General features: G+C 64.9%; 19 protein-coding genes, 1 tRNA gene and 1 riboswitch. Of the genes, 14 read left to right on the top strand and 6 right to left on the bottom strand.

What is annotated here, in order from left to right:
- Nucleotides 1-11: 11 nt before the first annotated feature.
- The gene (locus JQK15_RS02175; protein ID WP_214863139.1) at nucleotides 12-2,276 is read right to left on the bottom strand and encodes an LPS-assembly protein LptD; all 2,265 of its coding nucleotides are present in this window, start codon (nucleotides 2,274-2,276) and stop codon (nucleotides 12-14) included.
- 179 nt (nucleotides 2,277-2,455) lie between these two features.
- On the opposite strand from JQK15_RS02175, the gene JQK15_RS02170 reads away from it, so the two are divergent.
- The 3 genes from JQK15_RS02170 to ndk all read left to right on the top strand — a co-directional run bounded on the left by JQK15_RS02170 (nucleotide 2,456) and on the right by ndk (nucleotide 4,880).
- The gene (locus JQK15_RS02170) at nucleotides 2,456-3,901 is read left to right on the top strand and encodes a leucyl aminopeptidase (RefSeq protein ID WP_214863137.1); all 1,446 of its coding nucleotides are present in this window, start codon (nucleotides 2,456-2,458) and stop codon (nucleotides 3,899-3,901) included.
- 5 nt (nucleotides 3,902-3,906) lie between these two features.
- On the top strand, nucleotides 3,907-4,344 hold the full coding sequence (locus JQK15_RS02165) for a DNA polymerase III subunit chi (protein WP_169859870.1): 438 nt from the start codon (nucleotides 3,907-3,909) through the stop codon (nucleotides 4,342-4,344).
- Between the two features lie 113 nt (nucleotides 4,345-4,457).
- A complete protein-coding gene (gene ndk / locus JQK15_RS02160; RefSeq protein WP_004210674.1) occupies nucleotides 4,458-4,880 on the top strand; it encodes a nucleoside-diphosphate kinase in 423 nt (140 codons plus the stop codon).
- A 98-nt stretch (nucleotides 4,881-4,978) separates the two neighbouring features.
- On the opposite strand, the gene JQK15_RS02155 is transcribed toward ndk, so the two are convergent.
- The 3 genes from JQK15_RS02155 to JQK15_RS02145 all read right to left on the bottom strand — a co-directional run bounded on the left by JQK15_RS02155 (nucleotide 4,979) and on the right by JQK15_RS02145 (nucleotide 6,815).
- The gene (locus JQK15_RS02155) at nucleotides 4,979-5,389 is read right to left on the bottom strand and encodes a hypothetical protein (RefSeq protein WP_139278703.1); all 411 of its coding nucleotides are present in this window, start codon (nucleotides 5,387-5,389) and stop codon (nucleotides 4,979-4,981) included.
- Nucleotides 5,390-5,497: 108 nt separating this feature from the next.
- Nucleotides 5,498-6,136 (bottom strand): hypothetical protein, encoded by a 639-nt coding sequence (locus JQK15_RS02150; protein WP_214863135.1) that lies wholly within the window; start codon nucleotides 6,134-6,136, stop codon nucleotides 5,498-5,500.
- A 4-nt stretch (nucleotides 6,137-6,140) separates the two neighbouring features.
- A complete protein-coding gene (locus JQK15_RS02145) occupies nucleotides 6,141-6,815 on the bottom strand; it encodes a glutathione S-transferase family protein (protein ID WP_083575487.1) in 675 nt (224 codons plus the stop codon).
- Nucleotides 6,816-6,898: 83 nt separating this feature from the next.
- A riboswitch (TPP riboswitch) is annotated at nucleotides 6,899-7,008 on the top strand.
- A gap of 29 nt (nucleotides 7,009-7,037) precedes the next feature.
- On the opposite strand from JQK15_RS02145, the gene JQK15_RS02140 reads away from it, so the two are divergent.
- The 3 genes from JQK15_RS02140 to pnuC are packed head-to-tail and all read left to right on the top strand — an operon-like array spanning nucleotide 7,038 to nucleotide 11,043.
- Nucleotides 7,038-9,332 (top strand): TonB-dependent receptor, encoded by a 2,295-nt coding sequence (locus JQK15_RS02140; protein WP_214863132.1) that lies wholly within the window; start codon nucleotides 7,038-7,040, stop codon nucleotides 9,330-9,332.
- Between the two features lie 2 nt (nucleotides 9,333-9,334).
- Nucleotides 9,335-10,477: a phosphotransferase enzyme family protein gene (locus JQK15_RS02135; protein ID WP_214863129.1), complete on the top strand. Its 1,143-nt coding sequence runs from the start codon at nucleotides 9,335-9,337 to the stop codon at nucleotides 10,475-10,477.
- A complete protein-coding gene (gene pnuC / locus JQK15_RS02130; RefSeq protein ID WP_010338517.1) occupies nucleotides 10,477-11,043 on the top strand; it encodes a nicotinamide riboside transporter PnuC in 567 nt (188 codons plus the stop codon). Before JQK15_RS02135 ends, pnuC begins: the two co-directional genes overlap by 1 nt.
- Nucleotides 11,044-11,087: 44 nt before the next feature.
- On the opposite strand, the gene JQK15_RS02125 is transcribed toward pnuC, so the two are convergent.
- A tRNA-Cys gene (locus JQK15_RS02125) sits at nucleotides 11,088-11,161 on the bottom strand.
- Nucleotides 11,162-11,351: 190 nt separating this feature from the next.
- Here JQK15_RS02125 and JQK15_RS02120 point away from each other — a divergent pair.
- From JQK15_RS02120 to JQK15_RS02085, 8 genes are all read left to right on the top strand, one after another.
- Nucleotides 11,352-11,984: a protein-L-isoaspartate O-methyltransferase family protein gene (locus JQK15_RS02120; protein ID WP_004210712.1), complete on the top strand. Its 633-nt coding sequence runs from the start codon at nucleotides 11,352-11,354 to the stop codon at nucleotides 11,982-11,984.
- A gap of 10 nt (nucleotides 11,985-11,994) precedes the next feature.
- Nucleotides 11,995-13,437 (top strand): TolC family outer membrane protein, encoded by a 1,443-nt coding sequence (locus tag JQK15_RS02115; protein ID WP_063976333.1) that lies wholly within the window; start codon nucleotides 11,995-11,997, stop codon nucleotides 13,435-13,437.
- Nucleotides 13,438-13,506: 69 nt separating this feature from the next.
- Entirely contained in the window at nucleotides 13,507-13,995 is a 489-nt protein-coding gene (locus JQK15_RS02110) for a DUF2497 domain-containing protein (RefSeq protein WP_004210714.1), read from the top strand.
- A gap of 141 nt (nucleotides 13,996-14,136) precedes the next feature.
- On the top strand, nucleotides 14,137-16,197 hold the full coding sequence (locus JQK15_RS02105; protein ID WP_214863127.1) for an alpha/beta hydrolase family protein: 2,061 nt from the start codon (nucleotides 14,137-14,139) through the stop codon (nucleotides 16,195-16,197).
- Between the two features lie 38 nt (nucleotides 16,198-16,235).
- Nucleotides 16,236-16,451, top strand: coding sequence for a hypothetical protein (locus JQK15_RS02100; RefSeq protein ID WP_004210716.1), 216 nt, complete (start codon nucleotides 16,236-16,238; stop codon nucleotides 16,449-16,451).
- Nucleotides 16,448-17,044, top strand: a complete 597-nt coding sequence (locus JQK15_RS02095) for an ATPase (RefSeq protein WP_214863126.1) — start codon at nucleotides 16,448-16,450, stop codon at nucleotides 17,042-17,044. Before JQK15_RS02100 ends, JQK15_RS02095 begins: the two co-directional genes overlap by 4 nt.
- A gap of 47 nt (nucleotides 17,045-17,091) precedes the next feature.
- Nucleotides 17,092-19,791 carry a valine--tRNA ligase gene (locus JQK15_RS02090; RefSeq protein WP_214863125.1) on the top strand — a complete coding sequence of 900 codons (2,700 nt, stop codon included), beginning with the start codon at nucleotides 17,092-17,094 and terminating at the stop codon, nucleotides 19,789-19,791.
- A gap of 44 nt (nucleotides 19,792-19,835) precedes the next feature.
- Nucleotides 19,836-21,287: an MATE family efflux transporter gene (locus JQK15_RS02085; protein ID WP_214863124.1), complete on the top strand. Its 1,452-nt coding sequence runs from the start codon at nucleotides 19,836-19,838 to the stop codon at nucleotides 21,285-21,287.
- Between the two features lie 14 nt (nucleotides 21,288-21,301).
- Here JQK15_RS02085 and JQK15_RS02080 read toward each other — a convergent pair whose 3' ends face one another.
- Nucleotides 21,302-22,966, bottom strand: a complete 1,665-nt coding sequence (locus JQK15_RS02080) for an ATP-binding protein (protein ID WP_214863123.1) — start codon at nucleotides 22,964-22,966, stop codon at nucleotides 21,302-21,304.
- Between the last annotated feature and the right edge of the window lie 76 nt (nucleotides 22,967-23,042).

Raw genomic sequence — 23,042 nt, 5'->3', positions numbered from 1 at the left:
AAGGCAGTTCCTTATATGCCAATATTGCGAAAAGCCAGCCGCAGCTGGAAGCTGTTGCCGGCGCGCGCGTCACCGTTGGTCTGATAGTCGCGCCGCCATGTAAAGCCCAGCGTCAAACAATCATCCTCATAGGCAACGCCGAGGCGCTGGCGCACGGGCTCATAGCCGTCGGCCGTGGTACCCGGATCTTCCTGCGCGCCGGTAAGATCGATGACGGTCGAGCCGAACACCGACCAGAAGCGGGCGAACTGGATGCGGCCGCCCAGGCGCAGTTCCTCGCGGTCCTGCAGATCCTCCAGCGTGATATTGGCGTTGCGGTTGAGGCGCAGATAGCTGATCTGGGCATAGGTCTTCTTGCTGCCCACGGTCGCGTCGACCTCGTTCCGGCGGACCGCCAGATTGTCCTTGTCGACCCGGAAGCGCTGGGTGAAGCTGACGAAATCCTTGTAGCGGACGGTCCAGCGGCCGACGATGTCGGACATGCGGTCGGACAGGCCGGTGCCGTCGGGCAGGATGCTGGCGCGGTTGTCGAGCCGGTAGCTCTGGCCGACATTGGCATCGAGCGTGAAGTCGGGCAGCGCCAGATTATATTCCAGGCCATAGGTGATGCGGCTCGAATCCTCGAACCGGTCATAGCCCGCGAAGCGGTTGAGCGCGAAGAGGTTGCTGTCCTCCAGATCGACCGACCGGGCATCCTCATTGGGCACCGACAGGTTGGCGAGATGGGGCGAGGCGACGATCTGGACGCGTGGGGCGATACGCTGCACGCCGCCGAAGGCCTCACCCATGAAGGGCCAGCGCATGTCGACCGCGGCGGCGGCGATGCCGCGCGCCTTCCAGCCCGGATCGCCGGCATAGCTGATCGTGTCGGTCAGCAGATTGTCGCTGCTGTGATAGACGTCGCCGCGCAGATAGGTGGTGAAATTCACTTCCTGGCCAAGGCCGGTCAGCTTGCGCAGATTCCATTCGAACGCGGCAAAGGCGCGCTGGGTGTCCTGCCCCTCGGTCCGGGTGATCGCCAGCGTATTGGCCTGGAACTGCATCTGGCCGCCGAGCAGCGGATCCTTCATCCGCAGCCGATAGTCCATGACCGGCAGGGCGATCGGCATCTGGCCCTGGGGATCGTCGACGCGCAGCGTCTGCACCGCCCAGCCGGCGAGCGAGAAATAGCTGTTCTCGCCGATCCGCTGGACGCCCAGGGTCGAACGCAGCCGGTCGTCGCGGCTGATGTCGTAGCGGCGCAGGAAGGTGCGGTCGGTGGCGACCCGGATCGACCCGTTGACGCTCCATTCGGGCGACAGCTGCATGCCGCCGCTGGCGTCGATCGCGCCGCGAATATCCTTTTGCGAATCGGTCGGCGTGATGCCGCTCGACCGGCTGCCATAGGTGGCATAGCCGGTGATCTGATAGGCACCGCGATCGTAGAGGTGGCGGAAATTGCCTTCGATCATCGGCAGCGAATCGCTGTAGACGTGCGGCGTGACGGTCAGGTCGCGATTGGGCGCGAGCTTGAGATAATAGGGGACCGCGACCTCGAAGCCATTGACCCGGTCATAACGGATATTGGGGACCAGAAGGCCGCTGCCGCCATCGTCGCCGACCGGATGCGACAGGCCCGGCACCGGGATCAGCGGCAGGCCGAACAACTCGACATTGGCGCGGGTATAGGAGACGCGCTGCTTGGTCGGGTCATAGACGACCTTGACCGCGTTGATCTGCCAGGTCGGTTCCTTGGGGCAGCCGTCGCTGCCCTCCACCGGACAGCCGGTGTAGGCGGCGTGGTGCAGCGTATAGACGCCATTGACCCGCTCGCCCTTGGTCGCGGCCATGCGGCCACCCTTCTGGAGGACCAGCAGGATATTGTCGACCGCGCCATCCTTGAGCGTATCGGTGACATCGAAGCGATCGCCATAGGCGACATTGCCGTCCGGATCGATCACCGAGACGGCGCCCTGTGCCTCCACCTTGCCGGTGTTGCGGTCCCACACGATCTTGTCGGCGCGCAGTCGGTTGCCGTCGCGCAGCAACTGGACATTGCCGGTGGCGGTCACGATTTGGCTGTTGGTGTCATATTCCAACGTATCGGCGGCGAAGCCGATTTCCTGGTCATTGTCGGGCACCGGCGCGTCGGGCGCGCTGATCGGCGTCTGGGGCTCGTTCAGCTTGGGCTCGGGCGCCTGTTGCGCATGGGCCAGCGGCGCCGCGAGCAGGCAGGACGAGGCAGCGCCGGCAAGCAGCGCCTGTTTGAACGACAGGGGAAACACGGAAATCTGCAAGCGTAGGGGCCTCTTTGTGGGCACTTCTGGTCCCTGCCTATCGCACTGCTTGGCCCGCGCCGCAATCGCTGCTCGCATTCGGGACGGCGGAAATCCGCCGAATGGCTTTGCAGAGCGGCAAAGCCGCACTATCTGGCTGAAACAAGAACGACACGGCATTCCAGAGAAAAGGCCCCCAGATGGACATCCAATTCAGCCCCACGCGCCCCCAGGTCGACACGTTGGTCCTTGCCGTGGCGAAGGGGACTGTCGACAGCCTGCCGCTTACCGCATCGGCCACGCTGGTCGCCGGCGCCGCCGCCGCGCGCTTCGCCGGTGAGGCGGGCGGCAGCGTCGAGAGCTTCGTCGAGGAAGGCGGCGCGGTGCTGCGCGTCCTGCTGCTGGGCATCGGCAATGGCAGTGCGGCCGACCTGGAGCGGGCCGGCGGCGCGCTGACCGCCAAGCTGTCGACCAGCGGCGCGACCCACGCAGCGGTCGAATTCCTGGCCGGCGTCAGTGGCGAGGATGCCGCCCGGCTGGGCCTGGGCGCGCTGCTGCGCAGCTGGCGGATCGATACCTATCGCACGCGTCAGCCCGAAAAGGCCAAGCCGACGCTGGCGACCGTGACGATCGTCGCAAACGGCGCCGAGGCCGAATGGGCCAAGCTGTCGGCGGTTGCCGCCGGCGTTGCCTTCACCCGCGAACTGGTGTCGGAACCGGCCAATATCCTCTATCCCGAAAGCTTCGTCGCGCGCTGCCAGCATCTGGCCGAGCTGGGCGTCAAGATCACCGTGCTGGACCGTGCGGCGATGACCGAGCTGGGCATGGGCGCGCTGCTGGGCGTGGCGCAGGGGTCGGCGCGCGAGGCGCGGCTGCTGGCGATGGAATGGGACGGCACCGATGGCGCCGCCGACAAGCCGGTCGTGTTCATCGGTAAGGGCGTGACCTTCGACACCGGCGGTATCTCGCTCAAGCCTGGCCCCGGCATGGAAGACATGAAGTGGGACATGGGCGGCGCCGGCGCCGTCGCTGGCGCCATGAAGGCGCTGGCCGGTCGCAAGGCCAAGGCGCGTGTCGTCGGCATCTGTGGCCTGGTCGAGAATATGCCCGACGCCAATGCCCAGCGCCCCGGCGACATCGTGACGTCGATGTCGGGCCAGACCATCGAGGTGCTGAACACCGACGCCGAAGGCCGTCTGGTGCTGTGCGACGCGGTGACTTGGGCGCAGAAGACCTATGAACCCGAAGTGGTGATCGACCTTGCCACCCTGACCGGCGCGATGATGATCGCGCTCGGCAGCGAGCATGGCGGTCTCTTCGCCAACGACGATGCGCTGGCCGACGACCTGCTGGCGGCGGGCAAGATCAGCGGCGAGAAGCTGTGGCGCTTCCCGCTGTCGGAGGCCTATGACAAGCTGATCGACAGCCCGATCGCCGACATGAAGAATATCGGTCCGCGCTTCGCCGGCTCGATCACCGCTGCCCAGTTCATCAAGCGCTTCGTCAACGAAGGCGTGAAGTGGGCGCATCTCGACATTGCCGGCATGGTCTGGTCGGACAAGCCCGGCGCCACCGCCGACAAGGGCGCGACCGGCTATGGCGTGCGCCTGATCGACCAGCTGGTGGCCGACAAGTTCGAGCGCTGAAGCCGGTGCAGGTCGACTTCTACCAGCTGAGCCGCGATCCCGTGGAAGGGGTGCTGCCCGCGATCGCGGCACGCATCCTGGACATGGGCGCGCGGCTGCTGGTGGTGGCCGACGAGCCGGAACGGCTGGCCCGCATATCGGCGGGGCTATGGGCGGGGCCACCCGAAAGCTTCCTGGCCAATGGCCTGGCAGGCGACGGGGTGGACGCCGCCCAGCCGGTGCTGCTGGCGCAGAGTTGCGACGCTGCCAATGGCGCGAAGCATATCGCGCTGGCGGACGGGGTGTGGCGCGAGGAGGCGCTGGGCTTCGAGCGGGCCTTCTATTTTTTCGACGCGGACACGATCGACGGGGCGCGGGCCAGCTGGCGGGCGCTCAGCAAGCGCGAGGGCGTGACCCCGCGCTTCTGGCGGCAGGAAGGCCGCAAATGGGTGCAGGGGCCGTGAACGCCCGGAAATAGGGACTTCTACCAAGCCCTCTCGCGCCCCTCTTGCGAAGTGATCCGGCCCAGTCTAAAGGGCGCGCAACTTTATTCCAACAATCCGGAGTTATGAGGGCCATGGCCGTCACGCGCACTTTTTCGATCATCAAGCCCGACGCGACCCGTCGCAACCTGACCGGCGCCGTCACCAAGATGCTGGAAGAAGCCGGCCTGCGCGTCGTCGCTTCCAAGCGCATCCGCATGAGCCGCGAACAGGCCGAAGGCTTCTACGCCGTTCACAAGGAACGCCCCTTCTTTGCTGACCTGGTCGCCTTCATGATCTCGGGCCCGGTCGTCGTCCAGGTTCTGGAAGGCGAAAACGCCGTGACCCGCAACCGCGACATCATGGGCGCCACCAACCCGGCCAATGCCGACGCCGGCACCATCCGCAAGGAACTGGCCGAATCGATCGAAGCCAATTCGGTCCATGGTTCGGACAGCGAAGAAAATGCCGCGATCGAGATCGCCTATTTCTTCAAGCCCGAAGAAATCGTCGGCTAAACCCGACACCCGTCCCCGGACGAGCAAAAGGCCCGGCGCTCCCGCAAGGAGCGACCGGGTTTTTTGTGGTTGGGATGACGGATTTGGGTGGGGTCGGCTTACGCGAAATCAGATGGGCGATAAGGACGCTTGCGCCCTATGAGGGCCGCATTTGTATGCGGCAACCGAAGTTCAAATCGCTTCAACTCGCGAGCGGCATCAACGTCTCCAAGCTTAGCAGCACGCGCCAGCCAATGCCGATATCCGCGGAGATCACGTCCATTGAATGCGTTCATAGCAAGATGCTGCGCGGCGGTCAGGTGACCACGACGAAATGCTCGATAGGCAAGGCCTGCTTGGCTAAATGGATTGGCAAGGCTACCGGGCTTGTCGAATGTGCTGCCAAGTTCCGTCATCGCTAATGGATCGCGTTGAAAGGAAAGGTGCCAGATTATAGGCATAGCATAGCCAGTTTTGTGATTGTCGCGGATACCCCAGTATCGATCCCAGAGACGATCATTTTTGCTCATAGCTCATCAATGCCATTCACACCGAACGTCCGCAATCGGGAACAACTCCCGAGATTTGGACGGCAAAAACTGGTCGCTTGCGGCCTGCCTGAACGTGGCCGGGCGGCCCTAGCCTTTTGTCTGGCGCGCCCAGCGGGCGTCGATCTGGGCCTGGGCGTCGGCGCCCTGGGCGTGGCTGACCAGGGACAGGCCGCGCAGGGTCAGCTTATGGCCGGACAGCCATTTGCCGGCGATGCCATAGCCGATGTCGTAGACGGCGGAATCGCTGTGGGTGTCGCCATTGACGACGAACTGGGTGACGATGGTCACCGGCAGTTTCTCGTCGCCGATGCTGTCGTCGGGCAGCTTGGCGGCATTGCGCGCCTTTTTCAGCGCATCCTCGAACCAGCCGGCCTCGATCCGCGGTTCGCCGGTGGTGTCGACCGGGGCGATGCCGAGCGCCTTGGGGAAATGGATGGTTTGGCTCTGCACCAGCTGATCGGGATCGGCGGGCTTGAGCGTCAGCCGGCTGTCGCCATCGGCTGCGGCGTTCAGCACCAGCCGGGCGGCACGGGCGGAGGCCTTGCTGCTTTCGGCGGCCTTGCTGGCGCGCTCGTCCTTCTTGTCGGCCCAGTTGAGATAGAGGGTGAGGGCGGAGATCAGCACCGCCGCCACCGCCAGCAATTCGCCCAGCGTGATCCAGCGACGGCGGATGCGAGCGGCTTCCTCCTTGCGGGTTTCCTGCTTGGCCTCGGGGCTGTCGCTCATCGGATCAGGCCGTCTGTGGCGGGACTTCGAACTTGTCGATCACCCATTCCTCGGCCTGCGCCTCGCCGATCCATTCCTGCATCCAGGGATGGGCGATGATCGCGCGCATATAGGCTTCGGCAAAGCGGGCGACCGGCAGCTGATAGGTGATGAAGCGGGTAACGACCGGCGCGAACATCAGGTCGACGGCGCCGAACTCGCCAAACAGGAAGTCACCCTCGCCACCATAGCGGGCGCGGGCCTGGGCCCAGAGCTGCATGATACGGCTGATGTCGTGGGCGACGGCCTCCGACGGCGGGACCGGATCATAGATCTGGCGGATGTTCATGCTGTGCTCGCGGCGGAGCGCGGCGAAGCTGCTGTGCATTTCGGCCGCCATCGAGCGGGCCATGGCGCGGGCACCCGGATCGGTCGGCCAGAACTGGTCGCCCCCGGCCTTTTCATTGAGATATTCGACGATGGCCAGGCTGTCCCACACGACGATGTCGTCGCCATCCCACAGGATCGGCACCTTGCCGGAGGAGGGGGCGAACTCATCGCCCTCGCGACGCTTTTCCCATTCCTCGTCATAGAGGGGGACCACCACTTCCTCGAACGGAAGGCCGGAGAGCTTGCACGCCAGCCAGCCGCGCAGCGACCAACTCGAATAGGCCTTGTTGCCAATGAACAGCTTCATCATGGCCATGTCTTAGCCGGGCGGGCTTCGATAAGTCGAGAGCCGATAGAGAGGGCTTTCCACTTCGCGTCGAAACGCCTAAGGGGCGGCCATCCCCGGGGGGCCGCTCATGCGCGGCTGAGAGGTGGTCAGCAGACCACGACCCGCTGAACCTGATCCGGCTGATACCGGCGTAGGGAGGGCAAGGCGGCAGGTCCGTCGTCCCTCCTGTGGAGTGGACGTGAAATGAAGACTGCCCGATTGCCCCATGTTGGAAGCGCCTGTCTGACGCTGGCCCTGTTGATGATTGCGTCGCCTGTAATGGCGGAGGATGAGCTGGACCAGTCGACCAATATCCAGGTCGTCGGCCATCCCGACCCCGAAGGCCTGTTGCCCGACCAGAGCGCGCCCAAGGCGGTCAGCGCGATCTCCACCGACTTCATCATCAAGCAGGCGCCGACGCTCAACGCGTTCCAGCTGGTCAATCTGCTGCCCGGCGCCAATGTCTCGTCCAGCGACCCCTATGGCCTGTCGGCGTCCTCCAGCCTGACGCTGCGCGGCCTGGGCCAGGACCAGATCGGCGTGCTGATGGAAGGCGCGCCGCAGAACGACATCGGCTATTATTATGCCTATCCCTCGCAATTTGCCGATGCGGAGAATGTGCGGCAGGTGATGCTGGCGCAGGGCGCGGCAGACATTGACTCGCCGGTGGTCGCGGCCGCCGGTGGCCTGTTGTCGCTGACGCTGGATGATCCCAGGGCGGAGGCGGGCGGCCTCGTCAACCTGTCGGTCGGTTCCTATGACGAGCGGCGCATCTTTGCGCGGATCGACACGGGACGGATCGGGTCGACCGGGCTGAAGGGCTTCATTTCCTATTCCAACAACCGCGCCGACAACTGGCGCGGGGCGGGCCATGACCAGCGCCAGCATATCGATGCGAAGCTGCTGAACGAATGGGGCGATGGCAATCGGGCGAGCATCGCCTTTTCCTTCAACGACGCCAAGACATCGACCTATCCCAGCCCGAGCAAGGCGGATTGGGAAGCCTCTGGCCGGGGCTATAATTTCGACGAGACCTATAGCGAGGGGAATACCAACTACTGGCGCCTCTATCGCGCGCCGTTCCGCAATTTCTATGTCGCGGCGCCCGTCCACCTGAAGCTGAGTGACACGCTGAGCTTCGACAGCAGCGCCTATCTGCAGATGGGCCATGGCAATTCGCCCTATGGCACGCAGCTGACCACCACCGGCAACTATCTGGGCACCGAGGAGCTGACCCAGCCGATCGACCTGCCCGGCGCGGTCGATGGCGTCGCCACGGTGATGGGCAACTGGACCGGCAAGCAGTTCCGCGTCGGCGACGTCAGCAAGCTGACGCTGCAGGCCGGCGCGCATCGGATCGTGGCTGGCCTGTGGTTCGACTATGGCACCGACCGGGTGACGCAATCCTATACGTCGATCGATGCCGATGGCCGGCCGGTCGACCAGTGGGGCTATCAGGACAAGGCGATCCGCACCGTCGACGGGCGCCTGCTGGCCTATGAAAATCAGCGCACGGAGACGGTCACCAAGGGCTTCTTCCTGTCCGACAGCATTGCGGTGACGCCTAAGCTGGGCATCGACATCGGCTTCAAGGGCGTCAACCTGCTGCGCAACGGCCGCAACTATTTGCCCGGTCCGCAATCGACGGTGCGGATCGACAGCTTCGCCGCGCTGCCGCGGGCGGCGATCCATTATCAGCTGGACGACCGGCAGCAGCTGTTCGCCAACATCACCACCAATTTCCGCACGCCCAACGAGTTCGCGCTCTACAACAGCTATTATGGCGGCGAACTGGTGAGCCAGGGCACCGACGGCCTGAAGAACGAATATTCGATCTCGCAGGAACTGGGCTATCGCTATATCGGCCCCAGCCTGTCCTTCTCGCTGACCGGTTTCCATTATCATTTCCGCAACCGCCAGGTGGCGACGGTGATCGACAGCGGCGGCGCGCTGGTCAATTCGACCATCAACGCCGGCAGCCAGAGCAGCTATGGCCTGGATGGCGAGATCGACTATCGCCCGGCCAAGGGGATGAGCATCTATGCCTCGGCCGAATATCTGCACACGCGGCTGAACGACGATCTGGCGATCAACGGCAATTATCTGCCGACCAGGGGCAAGCGGGCCGTGTCGGCCCCCAGCTTCCAGTTCGCGCTGGGCAGCACCTATGATGACGGCCGGCTGTTCGGCAGCAGCGCGCTCAAATATGTCGGCCGCCAATATGCGACCTTCATGAATGACGAGAGCATCAAGGGCTATGCCACGCTGGACCTGTCGGTCGGCGTGCATCTGGCCGGGCTGATCGATGCGCAGGTGATGGACCTGCGCATCAACGCGATCAATGTCACCAATCCGCGCGTCCTGTCGGGCGTCTATTCGATCAGCACCAATGCGCAGGACACGGTCGGGCGCAACGGTACGCTGATCGCCGGTTCGGCGCCGACCTATTATGTCGGCAGTGGGCGCGCCGTGGTGGCGACGCTGTCGCGCGCCTTCTGACGATGAGCGCCGCCGCTCCGCATCTGGTCCATGGCATGGGGCTGGCGCTGGAGGCGCCGGCCTGGCCGGCTATCACGGTGGACGAGGCGGCGGCGGTGCTGGCCCATTTTCCCGACGCTGGCCGGCTGGCGGCGCTGGCCTGGCATTCGCCGCGCCCCTTTTCGGCGGCAGCGCTGGTCGAGACGGATCGCGGCCCGCTGTTCCTGAAGCGGCATCACCAGCGCTTGCGGACGCCGGCGGCGCTGGCCGAGGAGCATGGCTATATGGCGCATCTGCGTGGTGCCGGACTGGCGGTGCCCGATGTGCTGCGCGCGACCGATGGTGCCGGCGCGATGGCGCTGGGCGAATGGAGCTACGAACTGCATCGCCAGGCGCCGGGTATCGATCTCTATCGCGATCGCCAGTCCTGGACGCCCTTCCTGTCGCCCGATCACGCCTTTGCGGCTGGTGTCGCGCTGGCGCAACTGCATCGGGCAGCGGCCGGTTTCGCCGCGCCGGCACGCGGGCGGCATCCGCTGGTGTCGAGCTTCACCATATTGCCTGCCGTTGATCCACTGGCCGCAGCGGACGCCTATGTCGCGGCGCGGCCGGCGGTGGCGGCCTTCCTGGCGGACATGCCCTGGCGGTCGGAACTGGCGCGGCTGTTGGCGGCATTGGGGGAGGGGCTGGCGCCGCGGCTCGCAGAGCAGCCTGCGCTCTGGACCCATAATGACTGGCACCCCTCCAACCTGCTCTGGTCGGCGGAAGGCGCGGTCAGCAGCATCTTCGATTTCGGCCTGTCGACCCGCAGCTGCCCGCTGCATGATCTGGCCACCGCGATCGAGCGGACGGCGATTCCCTGGCTAACGCTGGATCAGGGTCGGTTGGCCGAGTCGGCGGATGTCGAGGGGGCGCTGGCCTTGCTGGCGGGCTATCGCAGTGTCCTGCCGCTGGGACATGCCGAGATCGATACGCTGCTGCGCTTGCTGCCGCTGGTCCATGTCGAGTTCGCGCTGACCGAAATTGACTATTTCTTCGGCATATTGGCCGATCGCGAAGACGCGATGCTGGCCTGGCAGGCTTATCTGGTCGGCCATGCCGACTGGTTCCTGTCGGGGGCGGGGCAGGGCTTTCTGGCGCAACTTCGCGAGGGGGGGGCGGCCTGATGTCGATGCTGGAGATCATTGCCGTCATCATCAGCTTCCTCGGCATCTGGCTGACGGCGCGGCGGCATCTGCTGTGCTGGCCGGTCAACCTGATGGCCTGCGCCCTTTATGCCAAGCTGTTCCTGGACGTGCGCCTCTATGCCGACATGGTGCTGCAGGGGCTGTTCGGCATCGCCATCGTCTATGGCTGGATCGGCTGGGCGCGGGGCAAGCGGGACGAGGGCGAGGTAAGGGTGGTGCCGCTGCCGCCGATACGGGCCGCCAAGGGGCTGGCGCTGGGCGCACTCTGTGCCGGCGCGATCGGCTGGTTCACCCATCATTATACCGATGCGGCGCTGCCCTGGATGGATTCGGCGCTGAGCAGTTTTAGCCTGGTAGCCCAATATTGGACCGCGCGGCGCCATGCGGCGAGCTGGCTGCTGTGGATCGCGGTCGACATTTTCTATGTCGGCATGTTCGCGTTCAAGGGATTGTGGCTGACGGCCGGTCTCTATGCCGCGATGATCGGACTGGCGGTGCTGGGCTATTGGCGCTGGCGGCAGGCGATGCGTCGCAGCGCAGCCTGAACAGGGCTGCTGCCTTGGAGTCGGCAGGGCATCTATCTGGAAAATGGAGGCCCGAGCCGGAATCGAACCGGCGTGCAAGGATTTGCAGTCCTCTGCGTCACCACTCCGCCATCGGGCCTTCCGTGCGGTGGAGGCGGCAAATGTCCGCCTTTGATCGCAAAGTCAAGCGCGGGAAGGCGAACAATCCCAAGAATCTCGCTCTCCATCGTGGAAAGCCGCTTGGCGCGGGGGAAATGCTGATTTAGAGGTCCGGTAATCCCCTAAGTGTATTGCATTGCCAATACAGTTGTGCCAAGCGAGGAACTATCGTGACCGAGCAGAACTTTTCTTCGATGCGGACCGCCATGGTCGAGAGCCAGCTGCGCACCAGCGCCGTGGACGATCAGCGCGTGATCGCTGTGATGGCGAAGGTGCCGCGCGAGGACTATGTCCCCGCCGAGCGCCGGGCCATGACCTATGTCGATCGCCCGATCCCGCTGGACGGCGACCGTGCGCTGAACCCGCCGCTGGTCACTGGCCGTCTGCTCAAGGAAGCCGATGTCCAGGCCGGCGAGAAGGTGCTGCTGATCGGCGCCGCGACCGGCTACAGCGCGGCGCTGCTCGCCGAGCTGGGTGCGCAGGTGACGGCAGTCGAGGTCGAGGGTGGCGCGGAGATCGCGGTGCCCGGCGTGACCGTGGTGCGTGGCCCGCTGGCCGCCGGCGCATCGGCCGGTGCGCCCTATGATGTTCTTTTCATTGACGGCGCGGTGGAGGAAGTCCCTGCTGCGCTCGTCCAGCAGCTAGTCGATGGGGGACGGGTGGTGACGGGCGTCGTCGAACGCGGTGTCGCTCGCCTGTGCAGCGGCCGCGCGGTGGCGGGCGTGCTGGGTCTCGCCAGCCTTACCGACATGGAAATGGTCGTGCTTCCCGGTTTCGCCGCGCCGGAGCAGTTCGTTTTTTGAGACAGGATAGATGACAGCAAAGCGTATGACCCTTCGGCGCCAAGCCGCTACAGCCTTGCTGTTGCTATCCTCCTCCATGGCAGGGGTGGCGCATGCCGAAACCCTGCAGGGCGCGCTGGCCAAGGCCTATCGCACCAACCCGACCCTGACCGGCGCACGCGCCGGTCAGCGGGCGACGGATGAGAATGTCCCGATCCAGAAGGCAGCGGGGCGGCCCACGGCCAATTCGCAGCTCCAGTTCCAGGAACTGGTCATCCGCCCGTCGAACAGCTTCCTGGCGCCGCATCGGTCCGCCAGCGCCAGCGGCAGCATCGATGTGCCCATCTATTCCGGCGGCACCGTGCGCAACAGCGTGAAGGCGGCGGAAACGCGCGTCGAATCGGGCCAGGCGAATCTGCGCGGGACCGAAGCGAGCGTGTTCTCGCAGACGGTCGCAGCCTATATGGACGTGATCCGCGATATCGCGCTGGTGTCGCTCAATGCGGCCAATGTGAAGGTGCTGGAGGTCAATCTCCAGGCGACCAACGACCGGTTCGAGGTCGGCGATGTCACCCGCACCGACGTAGCCCAGTCCGAATCGCGTCTGGAACTGGCCCGGTCCGACCTGCAGCGCGCCGAATCCAACCTGATCACCAGCCGCGAAAATTATATCGCGATGGTCGGAGAGGCGCCGGTCGATCTGGAATCGCCGCCCGCTCTGCCGGGCCTGCCGGCCGATCCCGACAGCGCCGTGCGCGTCGCGCTGGCGGACAATCCCGATATCCTCGCCGCGCAGAAGTCGCGTGAGGCGGCGCGTTATGACGTGAAGGCGGCCAAGGGTGCCACGCTACCGACCCTGAGCGGGTTCAGCCAGGGCAGCTATACCGACTATATGGACAAGGACATTGCGGCCAACAAGCAGGCGGCCGTTGGTGCGACCCTGACCATTCCCTTCTACCAGGGCGGTCGCCCGGCCGCGCAGGTGCGCCAGAACCAGGCGCTCGAGTCGCAGGCGATCGAGCGGCAGATCGAGGTCGAGCGCGGCGTGATCTCGCAGGCGCGCGCCGCCTATGCCGCGTTGCAGGCGTCGCTGCGCACGATCCAGTCGAGCCAGAAGGCGGTCGATGCCGCCGAACTGTCGCTGGAAGGCGTGCGGGCGGAAAATTCGGTCGGCAGCCGCACCATCCTCGACATCCTCAATGCCGAGCAGGAATCGCTCAACGCCAAGGTTGAGTTGGTGACCGCGCGCCGCAATGCCTATGTCGCCGGCTTCACCCTGCTGGCCGCGATGGGCCATGCCGAGGCCGACGATCTGGGCCTGGAAAGCGGCACCCTCTATGACCCGATGGTCAATTATGACCGGGTCGAGGGCAAGTGGTTCGACTGGGACTATGACGGCAAGCCCCAGGCGGTTTCGACACGTACCGTTGACACGCCGGCTCAAAACGCCAAAGTCGATGCCGCGCAGCCTTAACCGCTTGTTAACCTGAACAGGTAATCTTGGCGGAATAGGTGCGGAATGAAATTTGGACGGGAATTATCCATGGGTGACATGACCAAGGAACCCTCGATGGAAGAGATACTCTCGTCCATCAAGCGGATCATCGCCGAAGAGGGCGAGGACGCCGTTCAGGCCGCGCCGCAGCGCCGCCAGAAGACCCCGATCGACCTGAGCGCCGCGTCCCATGCGGTGATGTCGGCCGAGGTTGAGGAAGTGCTGGAACTGACCGACGAGATTCCGGTGGAGGAAGTGATGCCCGCGCCCAAGTCGACCCGCGCCGTGAAGGCTGTGGCCCCGTCCGAATCGGACGGCGACTCGATCCTGTCGGTGGAAAGCGAAGTGGCCGCGCGTCATTCGCTCTCGGCCCTGTCCACCATGCTGGTCAGCCCGCGCGAGGGCGAGGACAATACGCTGGAGGCTCTGGTCCGCTCGATGCTGCGGCCGATGCTCAAGGAATGGCTCGACGCGCGCCTGCCCGCGCTGGTCGAGGACATGGTCGCCAAGGAAATCTCCCGCATCACCGGCCGCTGAGGCCGACAGGCCGGCGATCGCGCGCCGGCCTCTTGCCGGGGGCGTAAGGCGGGCCTAGACCACGGATCATCTCATCGACGCGCCCGGCCGTGCATCGCATGCGCCGGCACGCCGTGTTTTCGATCCGAGGGTGATTTTTCCATGAAACATATCCTGCTTGCCGGCCTTGGCGCACTGGCCCTGTCGCCGATGCTGTCGTCTGCGCTGGTGGCGCCGGCGGCTGCCCGTCCTTTCACGCCCAATGACATGGTGTCGCTGGACCGGGTGTCGTCGCCGACCGTCTCGCCGGACGGCAAGTGGATGGCCTATCAGCTGCGCAGCACGGATCTCGCCAATAATCGCGGCCGCACCGACCTCTATCTGCTGGCAATCGACAAGGCGGGGCAGGCGCCCCGGCTGATCGCGTCGGTGCCCGACAAGAATGAGGCATCGCCGGTCTTTTCGGCTGACGGCAGCGCGCTTTATTATATCTCCAACGCCAGCGGCGACGACCAGCTGTGGCGGGCGCCGATCACGGGCGGCCAGCCGGTGCAGGTCAGCAAGGCGCCCGGCGGTATTTCGGGCTTCCTGCTGAGCCCGAAGGGCGACAAGATCGCGATCTGGGCCGACCGACCAGTCGGCGCACGCACGATCGACGATGTGAAGGCGCCGACCCCGCCGAGTGCGGGTAGCGGCCGGGTCTATGACCAGCTGTTCGTGCGCCACTGGGACACGTGGAGCGATGGCCAGCGTTCGCAGATCTTCGTCATGCCTGTCGCCGGCGGCAAGGCGGTGTCGGTGATGGGCGGCCTGGTCGGCGACAGCCCGTCAAAACCCTTTGGCGGGGCAGAGGAACTGGCCTGGAGCGCGGATGGCAAAACGCTGTTCTTCACCCTGCGCGAGGCCGGGCGGATCGAGCCGCTGTCGACCAACCTCGACATCTTCAGCGTGCCGGCCGATGGCAGCGCCAAGCCGGTCAACCTGACCGACGCCAATGATGCGACCGACACGATGCCGGTGGTGTCGCCCGACGGCAAATGGCTGGCCTATGCGGCGATGAAGCGGCCGGGTTATGAGGCTGATCGGCTGGTGCTGATGCTGCGCAACATCGCCACCGGCGAGACGCGCGCGCTGACGCAGGGCTGGGATCGTTCGATCGGCTCGATCGCCTGGGAAGCCAATGGCAAGGGGCTGCTGGTCACCGCCAATGACGTGCTCGACAATCCAGTGTTCCGGGTCGATGCCGCATCGGGCAAGGTGACGCGCCTCACCGAAAAGGGCCATGCCGGCAGCGTCGTGCCGCTGCCCGATGGCGGTTTCGTCTATGCGCTCGACAGCATCCAGTCGCCGGCCGATTTCTGGAAGATGCCGGCGAAAGGCAAGCCAATGCGCCTGACGAATGTCAACGCGCAGAAGCTGGCCGGGGTGGATGATGTCTCGGTCCAGCGCTTCAGCTTCAAGGGCGCCAATGGCGACACGGTCTGGGGACAGATCGTCAAGCCCATGGCTGCCAAGGGCAAGCTGCCGGTCGCCTTCCTGGTGCATGGCGGGCCGCAGGGCAGCTTCAACGACAGCTGGTCCTATCGCTGGAATCCCAAGGCCTTTGCCGCCCATGGCTATGCTGCGGTGATCGTCGATTTCCATGGCTCGACCGGTTATGGCCAGGCCTTCACCGACGCGATCAACCAGGATTGGGGTGGCAAGCCGCTGGAGGATCTGAAGATGGGCCTCGCTGCAGCTGCGGCGAAGGACGCCAATGTCGATGCGAAGAACGCCTGCGCGCTCGGCGCCAGCTATGGCGGTTACATGATGAACTGGATCGAGGGGCAGTGGCCCGATGGCTTCAAGTGCATCGTCCAGCATGACGGCGTGTTCGACGCCCGCGCCATGGCCTATGAGACCGAGGAGCTGTGGTTCGACGAATGGGAGCATGGCGGCCCCTATTATGAGAAGCCGGAGGAGTTCGAGAAATGGAACCCGGTCAATCATGTCGCCCAGTGGAAGACGCCGATGCTGGTCGTGACCGGCGAGAAGGATTTCCGCATTCCCTATACCCAGGGGCTGGCCGCCTTCACTGCGTTGCAGCGGCGCGAGATCCCGTCGCGCCTGGTCGTCTTCCCGGACGAGAATCACTGGGTGCTGAAGCCCAAGAACTCGCTGCAATGGTATGATGAGGCGCTGGGCTGGCTGGACCAGTGGACCGGCGCGGCCAAGGGGAAATGAGCCTTTGAGGGGCTGGCCCGGCCTGCTATATTGACCCCATGGCAAAGATGAAGGTCGATATCGTCGATGGTCCCATCGACCTCGGCAAGCCGGGCAAGCCCAGATACCGGACCGTCCACAAGGACGGCAAGGCGGTGAAGTTGCGGGTGGTCGATGCCGATAGCCCGCAGTTCGAGGCTGAATTCCTCGCATCCTTCCGCGCCAGCGTTCGCAAGGCGCGGGAAGAGAATAAGGCGATCAGGGACAAGATTTGATCGGCAAGGGCCATGCGCGGCCGCGTCTGTGGATAGTCGCGGGCCCCAATGGCTGTGGCAAAAGCTCGGCCTATGGTCGCAGCGACGTGGCCGAATTTGATGGTTCGGTCTGGATCATCAACCCAGACCTGCTGACCGCCCGGTTGCGGGAAAGCGAAGGATTGGTGAAGGATGCCGCCAATCTGGCGGCCGTGCAGCGGATCGAGGCCTGGCTGGATACGTCGATCGACGTGCATCAGACCATCGGCGTGGAGACCGTGCTGTCCAGTCCCAAATATCGGCGGTTGGTGAAGAAGGCGCGGGCGCGCGGCTTCGAGATACGGCTGATCTATGTCTATCTGGATTCTGTGGAGCGCCAACTGGAACGGATCGCCTATCGCGTGGCGAAGGGCGGGCATGATGTGCCGGCCGACAAGGTGGCGGCGCGGCGCATAAGATCCTTTGCGCAACTGCGCTGGTTCTTCGACCAGGCGGATCGGGCCTGGGTGTTCGACAACAGCCTGAGCGAACCGCAACTGGTCGCCCGAAAGGGGGATGGCGGCATCACGATCCGCGCTGGTCTGCCATCGGAAGTCATGGTTAGCCTGATCTGACGCGCGCCATGCCTTGCGTGTCGTGCGGCAGGCGTTAAAGCGCGATCATGACCGAACTGCCCAAAACATTCGACCCCGCCGCCATCGAGACCCGCTGGTACCAGCATTGGGAGGCCAATGGCCTGTTCCGTCCGGACCGTCCGGGCGCAGAACCCTTCACCATCGTCAATCCGCCGCCGAACGTGACCGGCAGCCTGCATGTCGGCCATGCGCTCGACAATACGCTGCAGGACATCGTTGTGCGCTATGAGCGGCTGCGCGGCAAGGATGCTTTGTGGGTAGTCGGCACCGACCATGCCGGCATCGCGACCCAGATGGTGGTCGAGCGGCAGCTGAACGCGGCCGGGCAGAAGCGCACCGATTTCAGCCGCGACGATTTCGTGGCCAAGGTGTGGGACTGGAAGGCGGAAAGTGGCGGCGCGATCACCAGCCAGCTGCGCCGCCTGGGCTGTTCGATGGACTGGGCCAATGAGCGCTTCACCATGGACGAGGGCTTTTCCAGGGCCGTCATCAAGGTGTTCGTGGAACTGCACCAGCGCGGCCTGCTCTATCGCGACAAGCGTCTGGTCAACTGGGACCCGCATTTCCGATCGGCCATTTCCGACCTGGAGGTCGAGACCAAGGAAACGCAGGGCGGCTTCTGGCGCTTCCGCTATCCGCTTGCGGACGGCGTGACCCTGGCCGATGGCAGCGACCATATCGTCGTCGCCACCACCCGCCCGGAAACCATGCTGGCCGACATGGCGATCGCCGTGCATCCCGACGATGCCCGCTATCAGGCGGTTATCGGCAAGGAGATTCTCCAGCCGATCACCGGTCGCCGCTTCAAGATCGTCGCCGACGAACATGCCGATCCGGAACTGGGTTCGGGGGCGGTCAAGATCACGCCGGGCCATGACTTCAACGATTTCGAGGTCGGCAAGCGCGCGGGCATGAAGGCCGCGGACATGCTCAACATGTTCGATGCCGACGCCAATGTCGTGCAGACCGCCGATGGCCTGATCCCCGATCGCTTCCTGGGGCTGCACCGCTTCAAGAAGGATGGCGTGGACGGCGCCCGCGAAGTGGTGGTCGCCGAGATGAAGGCGCTGGGCCTGCTGGTGCCGCATGTCACCAAGAACAAGGAAGGCGAGGAAATCGCCGCCGATTTCGAGCCGCGCACGATCCAGACCCCCTATGGCGACCGTTCGGGCGTGGTGATCGAACCCTGGTTGACCGATCAATGGTATGTCGACGCCGGCAAGCTGGCGGTGGCGCCGATGCAGGCGGTGCGCGACGGCCGGATCGAGATCGTCCCCAAGAGCTGGGAAAAGACCTTCTTCAACTGGATGGAGAATATCCAGCCCTGGTGCGTGTCGCGCCAGCTCTGGTGGGGGCACCAGATTCCGGCGTGGTTTGATGACGAAGGCAATGCCTATGTCGCCGAGACCGAGGAAGAGGCGCAGTTGCAGGCCGGCAACAAGAAACTGGTGCGCGATCCCGACGTGCTCGACACCTGGTTCTCGTCCGCCTTGTGGCCGTTCGGCACGCTGGGCTGGCCGGAACAGAGCGATACGCTCAGCCGCCATTATCCCAATGACCTGCTGATCTCCGGCTTCGACATCCTGTTCTTCTGGGATGCGCGCATGGCGATGCAGGGGATGGAGTTCATGGGCGATGTGCCGTGGAAGAAGCTCTATCTCCATGGCCTGGTGCGTGCGGCCGATGGGCAGAAAATGTCCAAGTCCAAGGGCAATGTGGTCGATCCGCTGGGCCTGATCGACAAGTTCGGCGCGGACGCGCTGCGCTTCTTCATGGCGGCGATGGAAAGCCAGGGCCGCGACGTGAAGATGGATGAGAAGCGGGTCGAGGGTTATCGCAACTTCGCGACCAAGCTGTGGAACGCGGCGCGCTTCCTGCAGGCCAATGGCGTCACCGCCTCGACCAGCCGCGAAGCGCCGCACGCCGCGCTGCCGGTCAATCGCTGGATCATCGCCGAAACGGTGGCGACGGTGCAGGCGATCGATACCGCCATGGCCGAACTGCGCTTCGACGCCGGCGCCAACGCCATCTATCACTTCGTCTGGGACCAGTATTGCGACTGGTATATCGAACTGACCAAGGGTTCGATGGACGACGAGACGAAGGCCGTTGCCGGCTGGGCGTTCGACCAGATCCTGGTCATGCTGCACCCTTTCATGCCCTTCATCACCGAAGAGCTGTGGCAGCTGACCGGGCAGCGCGCGCAGGAACTGATCGTGGCGGAATGGCCGGTCGCCCTCTATGAGGTCGACACCGATGCACAGGGCGAGATCGACTGGCTGATCCGTCTGGTGAGCGCGATCCGCACCGCGCGGACCGAACTCAACGTGCCGCCGGGCGCCAAGCTGCGCATGGTCGTGCGCGACGCGTCGGAGTTGACGCGGGGGCGCCTGGATCGCCAGGGCGCGGCGCTGGCGCGTCTGGGCCGGATCGAGAGCCTGGCCTTTGGCGAGGAGGTCGCCGGCGGCGCGGCGCAGATCGTCGTCGACGAGGCGACCTTCATCCTGCCGCTGGAAGGCGTGATCGACATCGCGGCGGAAAAGACCCGCCTCGAAAAGGCGCTGGCAGCGGCGGCCAAGGAACGGGATTCGCTGGGCGGTCGCCTGTCCAACCCGGCCTTTGTCGAGAAGGCCAAGCCCGAGGCCGTGGCCAAGGCGCGCGAGGACCATGCCGAAAAGACCGCCGAGGCGGAAAGGCTGAAGGCGGCACTGGACCGGCTGGGCTGAGCCGCCTAGCCTGCGCCGCAATCGGGGATAAGGGGTAAGGGCGAATGGCAGCAGGGGTACAAGGGGCGCGGGACCTGACACAGGGGCCGATCGCCTCCACCTTGCTGACATTCGCCATCCCGACGCTGGCGTCCAATATCCTCCAGTCGCTGAACGGATCGATCAACGCAATCTGGGTCGGCCGCTTTCTGGGGCCACAGGCGCTCGCCGCGACGGCGAACGCCAATATCATCATGTTCCTGATGTTCTCCGTCGTGTTCGGCTTCGGCATGGCGTCGACGGTGATGATCGCGCAGGCGGTCGGCGCGCGCGACATGGATGCTGCGCGGCGTGCCTTCGGCTCGGCGGTCGGCTTCTGCTTCCTGCTGGCCATGGGCGTCGCGGTGGCGGGCTGGTTCGGCGGGCCGGCGCTGCTCCATCTGCTGGCGACGCCGCCCGAGGCGTTCGACATGGCGCTGACCTATTTGCGCGTCATCTTCGTCGCGATGCCGGCCTCGCTGCTGAGCGTCATGATGATGATGGGGTTGCGCGGCACCGGCGACGCGCGCACGCCGTTGATCTTCATGATCCTGTCGGTGGCGATCGACCTGGTGCTCAATCCGGTGCTGATCCTGGGGCTGGGGCCGATCCCGGCGATGGGCATTGGCGGTTCGGCGGCGGCAACGGCGGCGGCGGGTTTCGTCAGCCTGATCGCGCTCGTCATCTATACCTATGCCAAGGATCTGCCGTTGCGGCTTCGCGGCGCGGAGCTTGGCTATCTCAGGCCCGCGATGGACGAGATGCGGGTGCTGTCGACCAAGGGCCTGCCGATGGGCCTGCAGATGATCGTCATGTCGACGTCCGGCCTGGTGATGATCGGCCTGGTCAATCGCGAGGGGTTTCTGGTGACCGCCGCCTATGGCGCGGCGCAGCAGATCTGGACCTATCTGCAGATGCCGGCGATGGCGATGGGCGCGGCGGTCAGCGCGATGGCGGCGCAGAATATCGGCGCGGGTCGGTGGGACCGGATCAGTCGGATCACCGGCTATGGCATATCCTATCTGCTGGCGATCACCGGCGCGATGGTCGTCGTCATCCTGATCTTCCATGAAGCGCTGCTGGCGCTTTTCCTGAGCCATAACCAGGCGGTGATCGATGCAGCCTGGAACATGCAGCTGCTGGCGAGCTGGAGTTTCATGCTGTTTGGCTGCACCATGATCCTGTTCGGGGTGATGCGCGCCAATGGCGTGGTGGTGGCGCCGCTGCTGATCCTGGTCTTCACTCTCTTCGCGGTGCGGCTGGGCTTCTATTATCTCGCCTATCCCCGGATCGGCGCGGATGCGCTGTGGCTGAGCTTCCCGGTGGGGTCGGCGGTGTCACTGACGCTCGCGGCTCTGGTCTATTGGCAGGGCGGCTGGCGCAAGGCCAAGCTGATGGTGCCGATGCATGAAGAGGAATGCCGCGAGGCGGTGCATAGCGAGACCGAGCCGGCCGGTCGGATCGCGCCGACCGGCTGAGGCCGATACGTCGATCAGCGCCCCTGGTTGCGCCAGCGGGTGATGGTGCGGGTAAGGATATCGTCCTCGCCGCCGGCCTGGCGCCAGAGCTGGGTGAAGCTGGGATCGCCGGAAGCCGGGCGCCGCGCTTCTTCCAGATTGTCGAGCGCGACGCGGATCGGCACGGCGACACCTTCGCCGCAGATGATGGCCTCGCGGTTGCGCAGGGCAGGGATCGAATCGAGGAAACCGCGCGCGCCTTCGGGCATGGCCGCCTTCACGAAGGCCTGGTCGCGGTCGTTGTTGAGGCGCATCGAGATGATGGTGCCGCACTGCGACAGCACGCCTTCGGCCAGGTCGGACGGACGCTGGGTGATGAGGCCCAGCGATACGCCATATTTACGGCCTTCCTTGGCGATCCGCTCCAGGATGCGGCGCACCGCCTGCCCGCCGCCGGCGGTGCTGGCGGGAATGTAGCGATGGGCTTCCTCGCATACGAGCAGGATCGGCCGTTGGGGTTCGTCGCGTGCCCATAGCGCATAGTCGAACACCAGCCGGGACAGCACCGAGACCACCACCGAGGTGATGTCGGAGGGCATGGAGGACACGTCGATGATGGAGATCGGCTTGCCGCCCGAGGGCAGGCGGAAGACCTTCGCGAGGAAGGCCTGCATCGAATCGGCTACCAGCATGCCGGAGAACATGAAGGAATAGCGCGGGTCGCCCTTGATCTCGTCGACCTTGGACTTGAGGCGCAGATAGGGAAGCGATCCGGTGCCCTTGTCGAGCTTGCCCATCTCGTTCTGCAGGATCGCGGTGAGATCGGACAGCAGATAGGGGACGGGCGAATCCACGGTCAGGCGGCCGATGCTTTCGGCCAGGCGGTTCTTCATCCGCGCGGCGAGCAGGCATTTGGCGAGGATGTCGCAATCCTGGGTGCGCTCGGCGCCTTCGGAGGTGACGAACACCTCGCAATGTTCCTCGAAATTCATCAGCCAATAGGGCAGGGCGAGGTTGTTCACGTCGAACACCGCGCCATTCTGCTGGAAGGCCGCGCCATATTCGCCATGCGGGTCGATCATGACGATATGGCCCTGGGGCGACAGGTCGCAGATGCGGTGCAGGATCAGCGCCGCGCTGGTCGACTTGCCGGTGCCGGTGGAGCCGAGCAGCGCAAAATGCTTGCCCAGCATCGAATCGACATAGAGCGCCGCGCGCGTGTCCATCGTCGGATAGACCGTGCCGATCTGGACATGCGGCCGGTCGTCGGCGGCATAGATCTGCTGCATGTCGTAGCTGGATACGGGATAGATGTCGGTGCCGGGCGTGGGATAGCGGGTGACGCCGCGCCGGAAGCCGTAGATGCGGCCGGTCAGCTTTTCCTCATCGCCTTCGCCCAGAAAATCGATATCGGCGATAATCGCGCCACCATCGCGCCGGTCGAGCATCAGCGACCGGATATTGGCGATCAGCCAGCGATCGCCGACCCGCATCTTCACCTGACTACCGACCTGGCCGGCCATGGCGAGGCAGGTGTCGGGATCATGCGCCAGCGCCGCGAGGCTGTTGGGATCGACGAGGATCTTGGAACTCGACCCGGCGATCTGGAACACCATGCCCAGCGCCTGGTGCATGCCGGCAGAGGATGCTGCAGCGCCCGTGTCGTGCGAAAATTGATGTGCGCCCGGCATCTGGGTCATGAGCCTCTATTGTCCCCCGCAGCCGGCACGCGTCCGGCAATCGACCAGATTGCTATCGGGGGGAGGTAAATATTGG

The sequence above is a fragment of the Sphingobium sp. BHU LFT2 genome, assembly GCF_018604485.1.
GTDB lineage: Bacteria > Pseudomonadota > Alphaproteobacteria > Sphingomonadales > Sphingomonadaceae > Sphingobium > Sphingobium yanoikuyae_A.
The sequence above is the reverse complement of the archived record's forward strand: the minus strand, read 5'-3'. Positions and strand labels throughout refer to the sequence as shown.

Bases quoted from the DNA above. Each gene is read 5' to 3' on its own strand.
- JQK15_RS02170 (WP_214863137.1), top strand. From the start codon at position 2,456: ATGGACATCCAATTCAGCCCCACGCGCCCCCAGGTCGACACGTTGGTC.
- ndk (WP_004210674.1), top strand. From the start codon at position 4,458: ATGGCCGTCACGCGCACTTTTTCGATCATCAAGCCCGACGCGACCCGT.
- JQK15_RS02155 (WP_139278703.1), bottom strand. From the start codon at position 5,389: ATGAGCAAAAATGATCGTCTCTGGGATCGATACTGGGGTATCCGCGAC.
- JQK15_RS02150 (WP_214863135.1), bottom strand. From the start codon at position 6,136: ATGAGCGACAGCCCCGAGGCCAAGCAGGAAACCCGCAAGGAGGAAGCC.
- JQK15_RS02145 (WP_083575487.1), bottom strand. From the start codon at position 6,815: ATGATGAAGCTGTTCATTGGCAACAAGGCCTATTCGAGTTGGTCGCTG.
- JQK15_RS02140 (WP_214863132.1), top strand. From the start codon at position 7,038: ATGAAGACTGCCCGATTGCCCCATGTTGGAAGCGCCTGTCTGACGCTG.
- JQK15_RS02135 (WP_214863129.1), top strand. From the start codon at position 9,335: ATGAGCGCCGCCGCTCCGCATCTGGTCCATGGCATGGGGCTGGCGCTG.
- pnuC (WP_010338517.1), top strand. From the start codon at position 10,477: ATGTCGATGCTGGAGATCATTGCCGTCATCATCAGCTTCCTCGGCATC.
- JQK15_RS02115 (WP_063976333.1), top strand. From the start codon at position 11,995: ATGACAGCAAAGCGTATGACCCTTCGGCGCCAAGCCGCTACAGCCTTG.
- JQK15_RS02110 (WP_004210714.1), top strand. From the start codon at position 13,507: ATGGGTGACATGACCAAGGAACCCTCGATGGAAGAGATACTCTCGTCC.
- JQK15_RS02105 (WP_214863127.1), top strand. From the start codon at position 14,137: ATGAAACATATCCTGCTTGCCGGCCTTGGCGCACTGGCCCTGTCGCCG.
- JQK15_RS02100 (WP_004210716.1), top strand. From the start codon at position 16,236: ATGGCAAAGATGAAGGTCGATATCGTCGATGGTCCCATCGACCTCGGC.
- JQK15_RS02090 (WP_214863125.1), top strand. From the start codon at position 17,092: ATGACCGAACTGCCCAAAACATTCGACCCCGCCGCCATCGAGACCCGC.
- JQK15_RS02085 (WP_214863124.1), top strand. From the start codon at position 19,836: ATGGCAGCAGGGGTACAAGGGGCGCGGGACCTGACACAGGGGCCGATC.
- JQK15_RS02080 (WP_214863123.1), bottom strand. From the start codon at position 22,966: ATGACCCAGATGCCGGGCGCACATCAATTTTCGCACGACACGGGCGCT.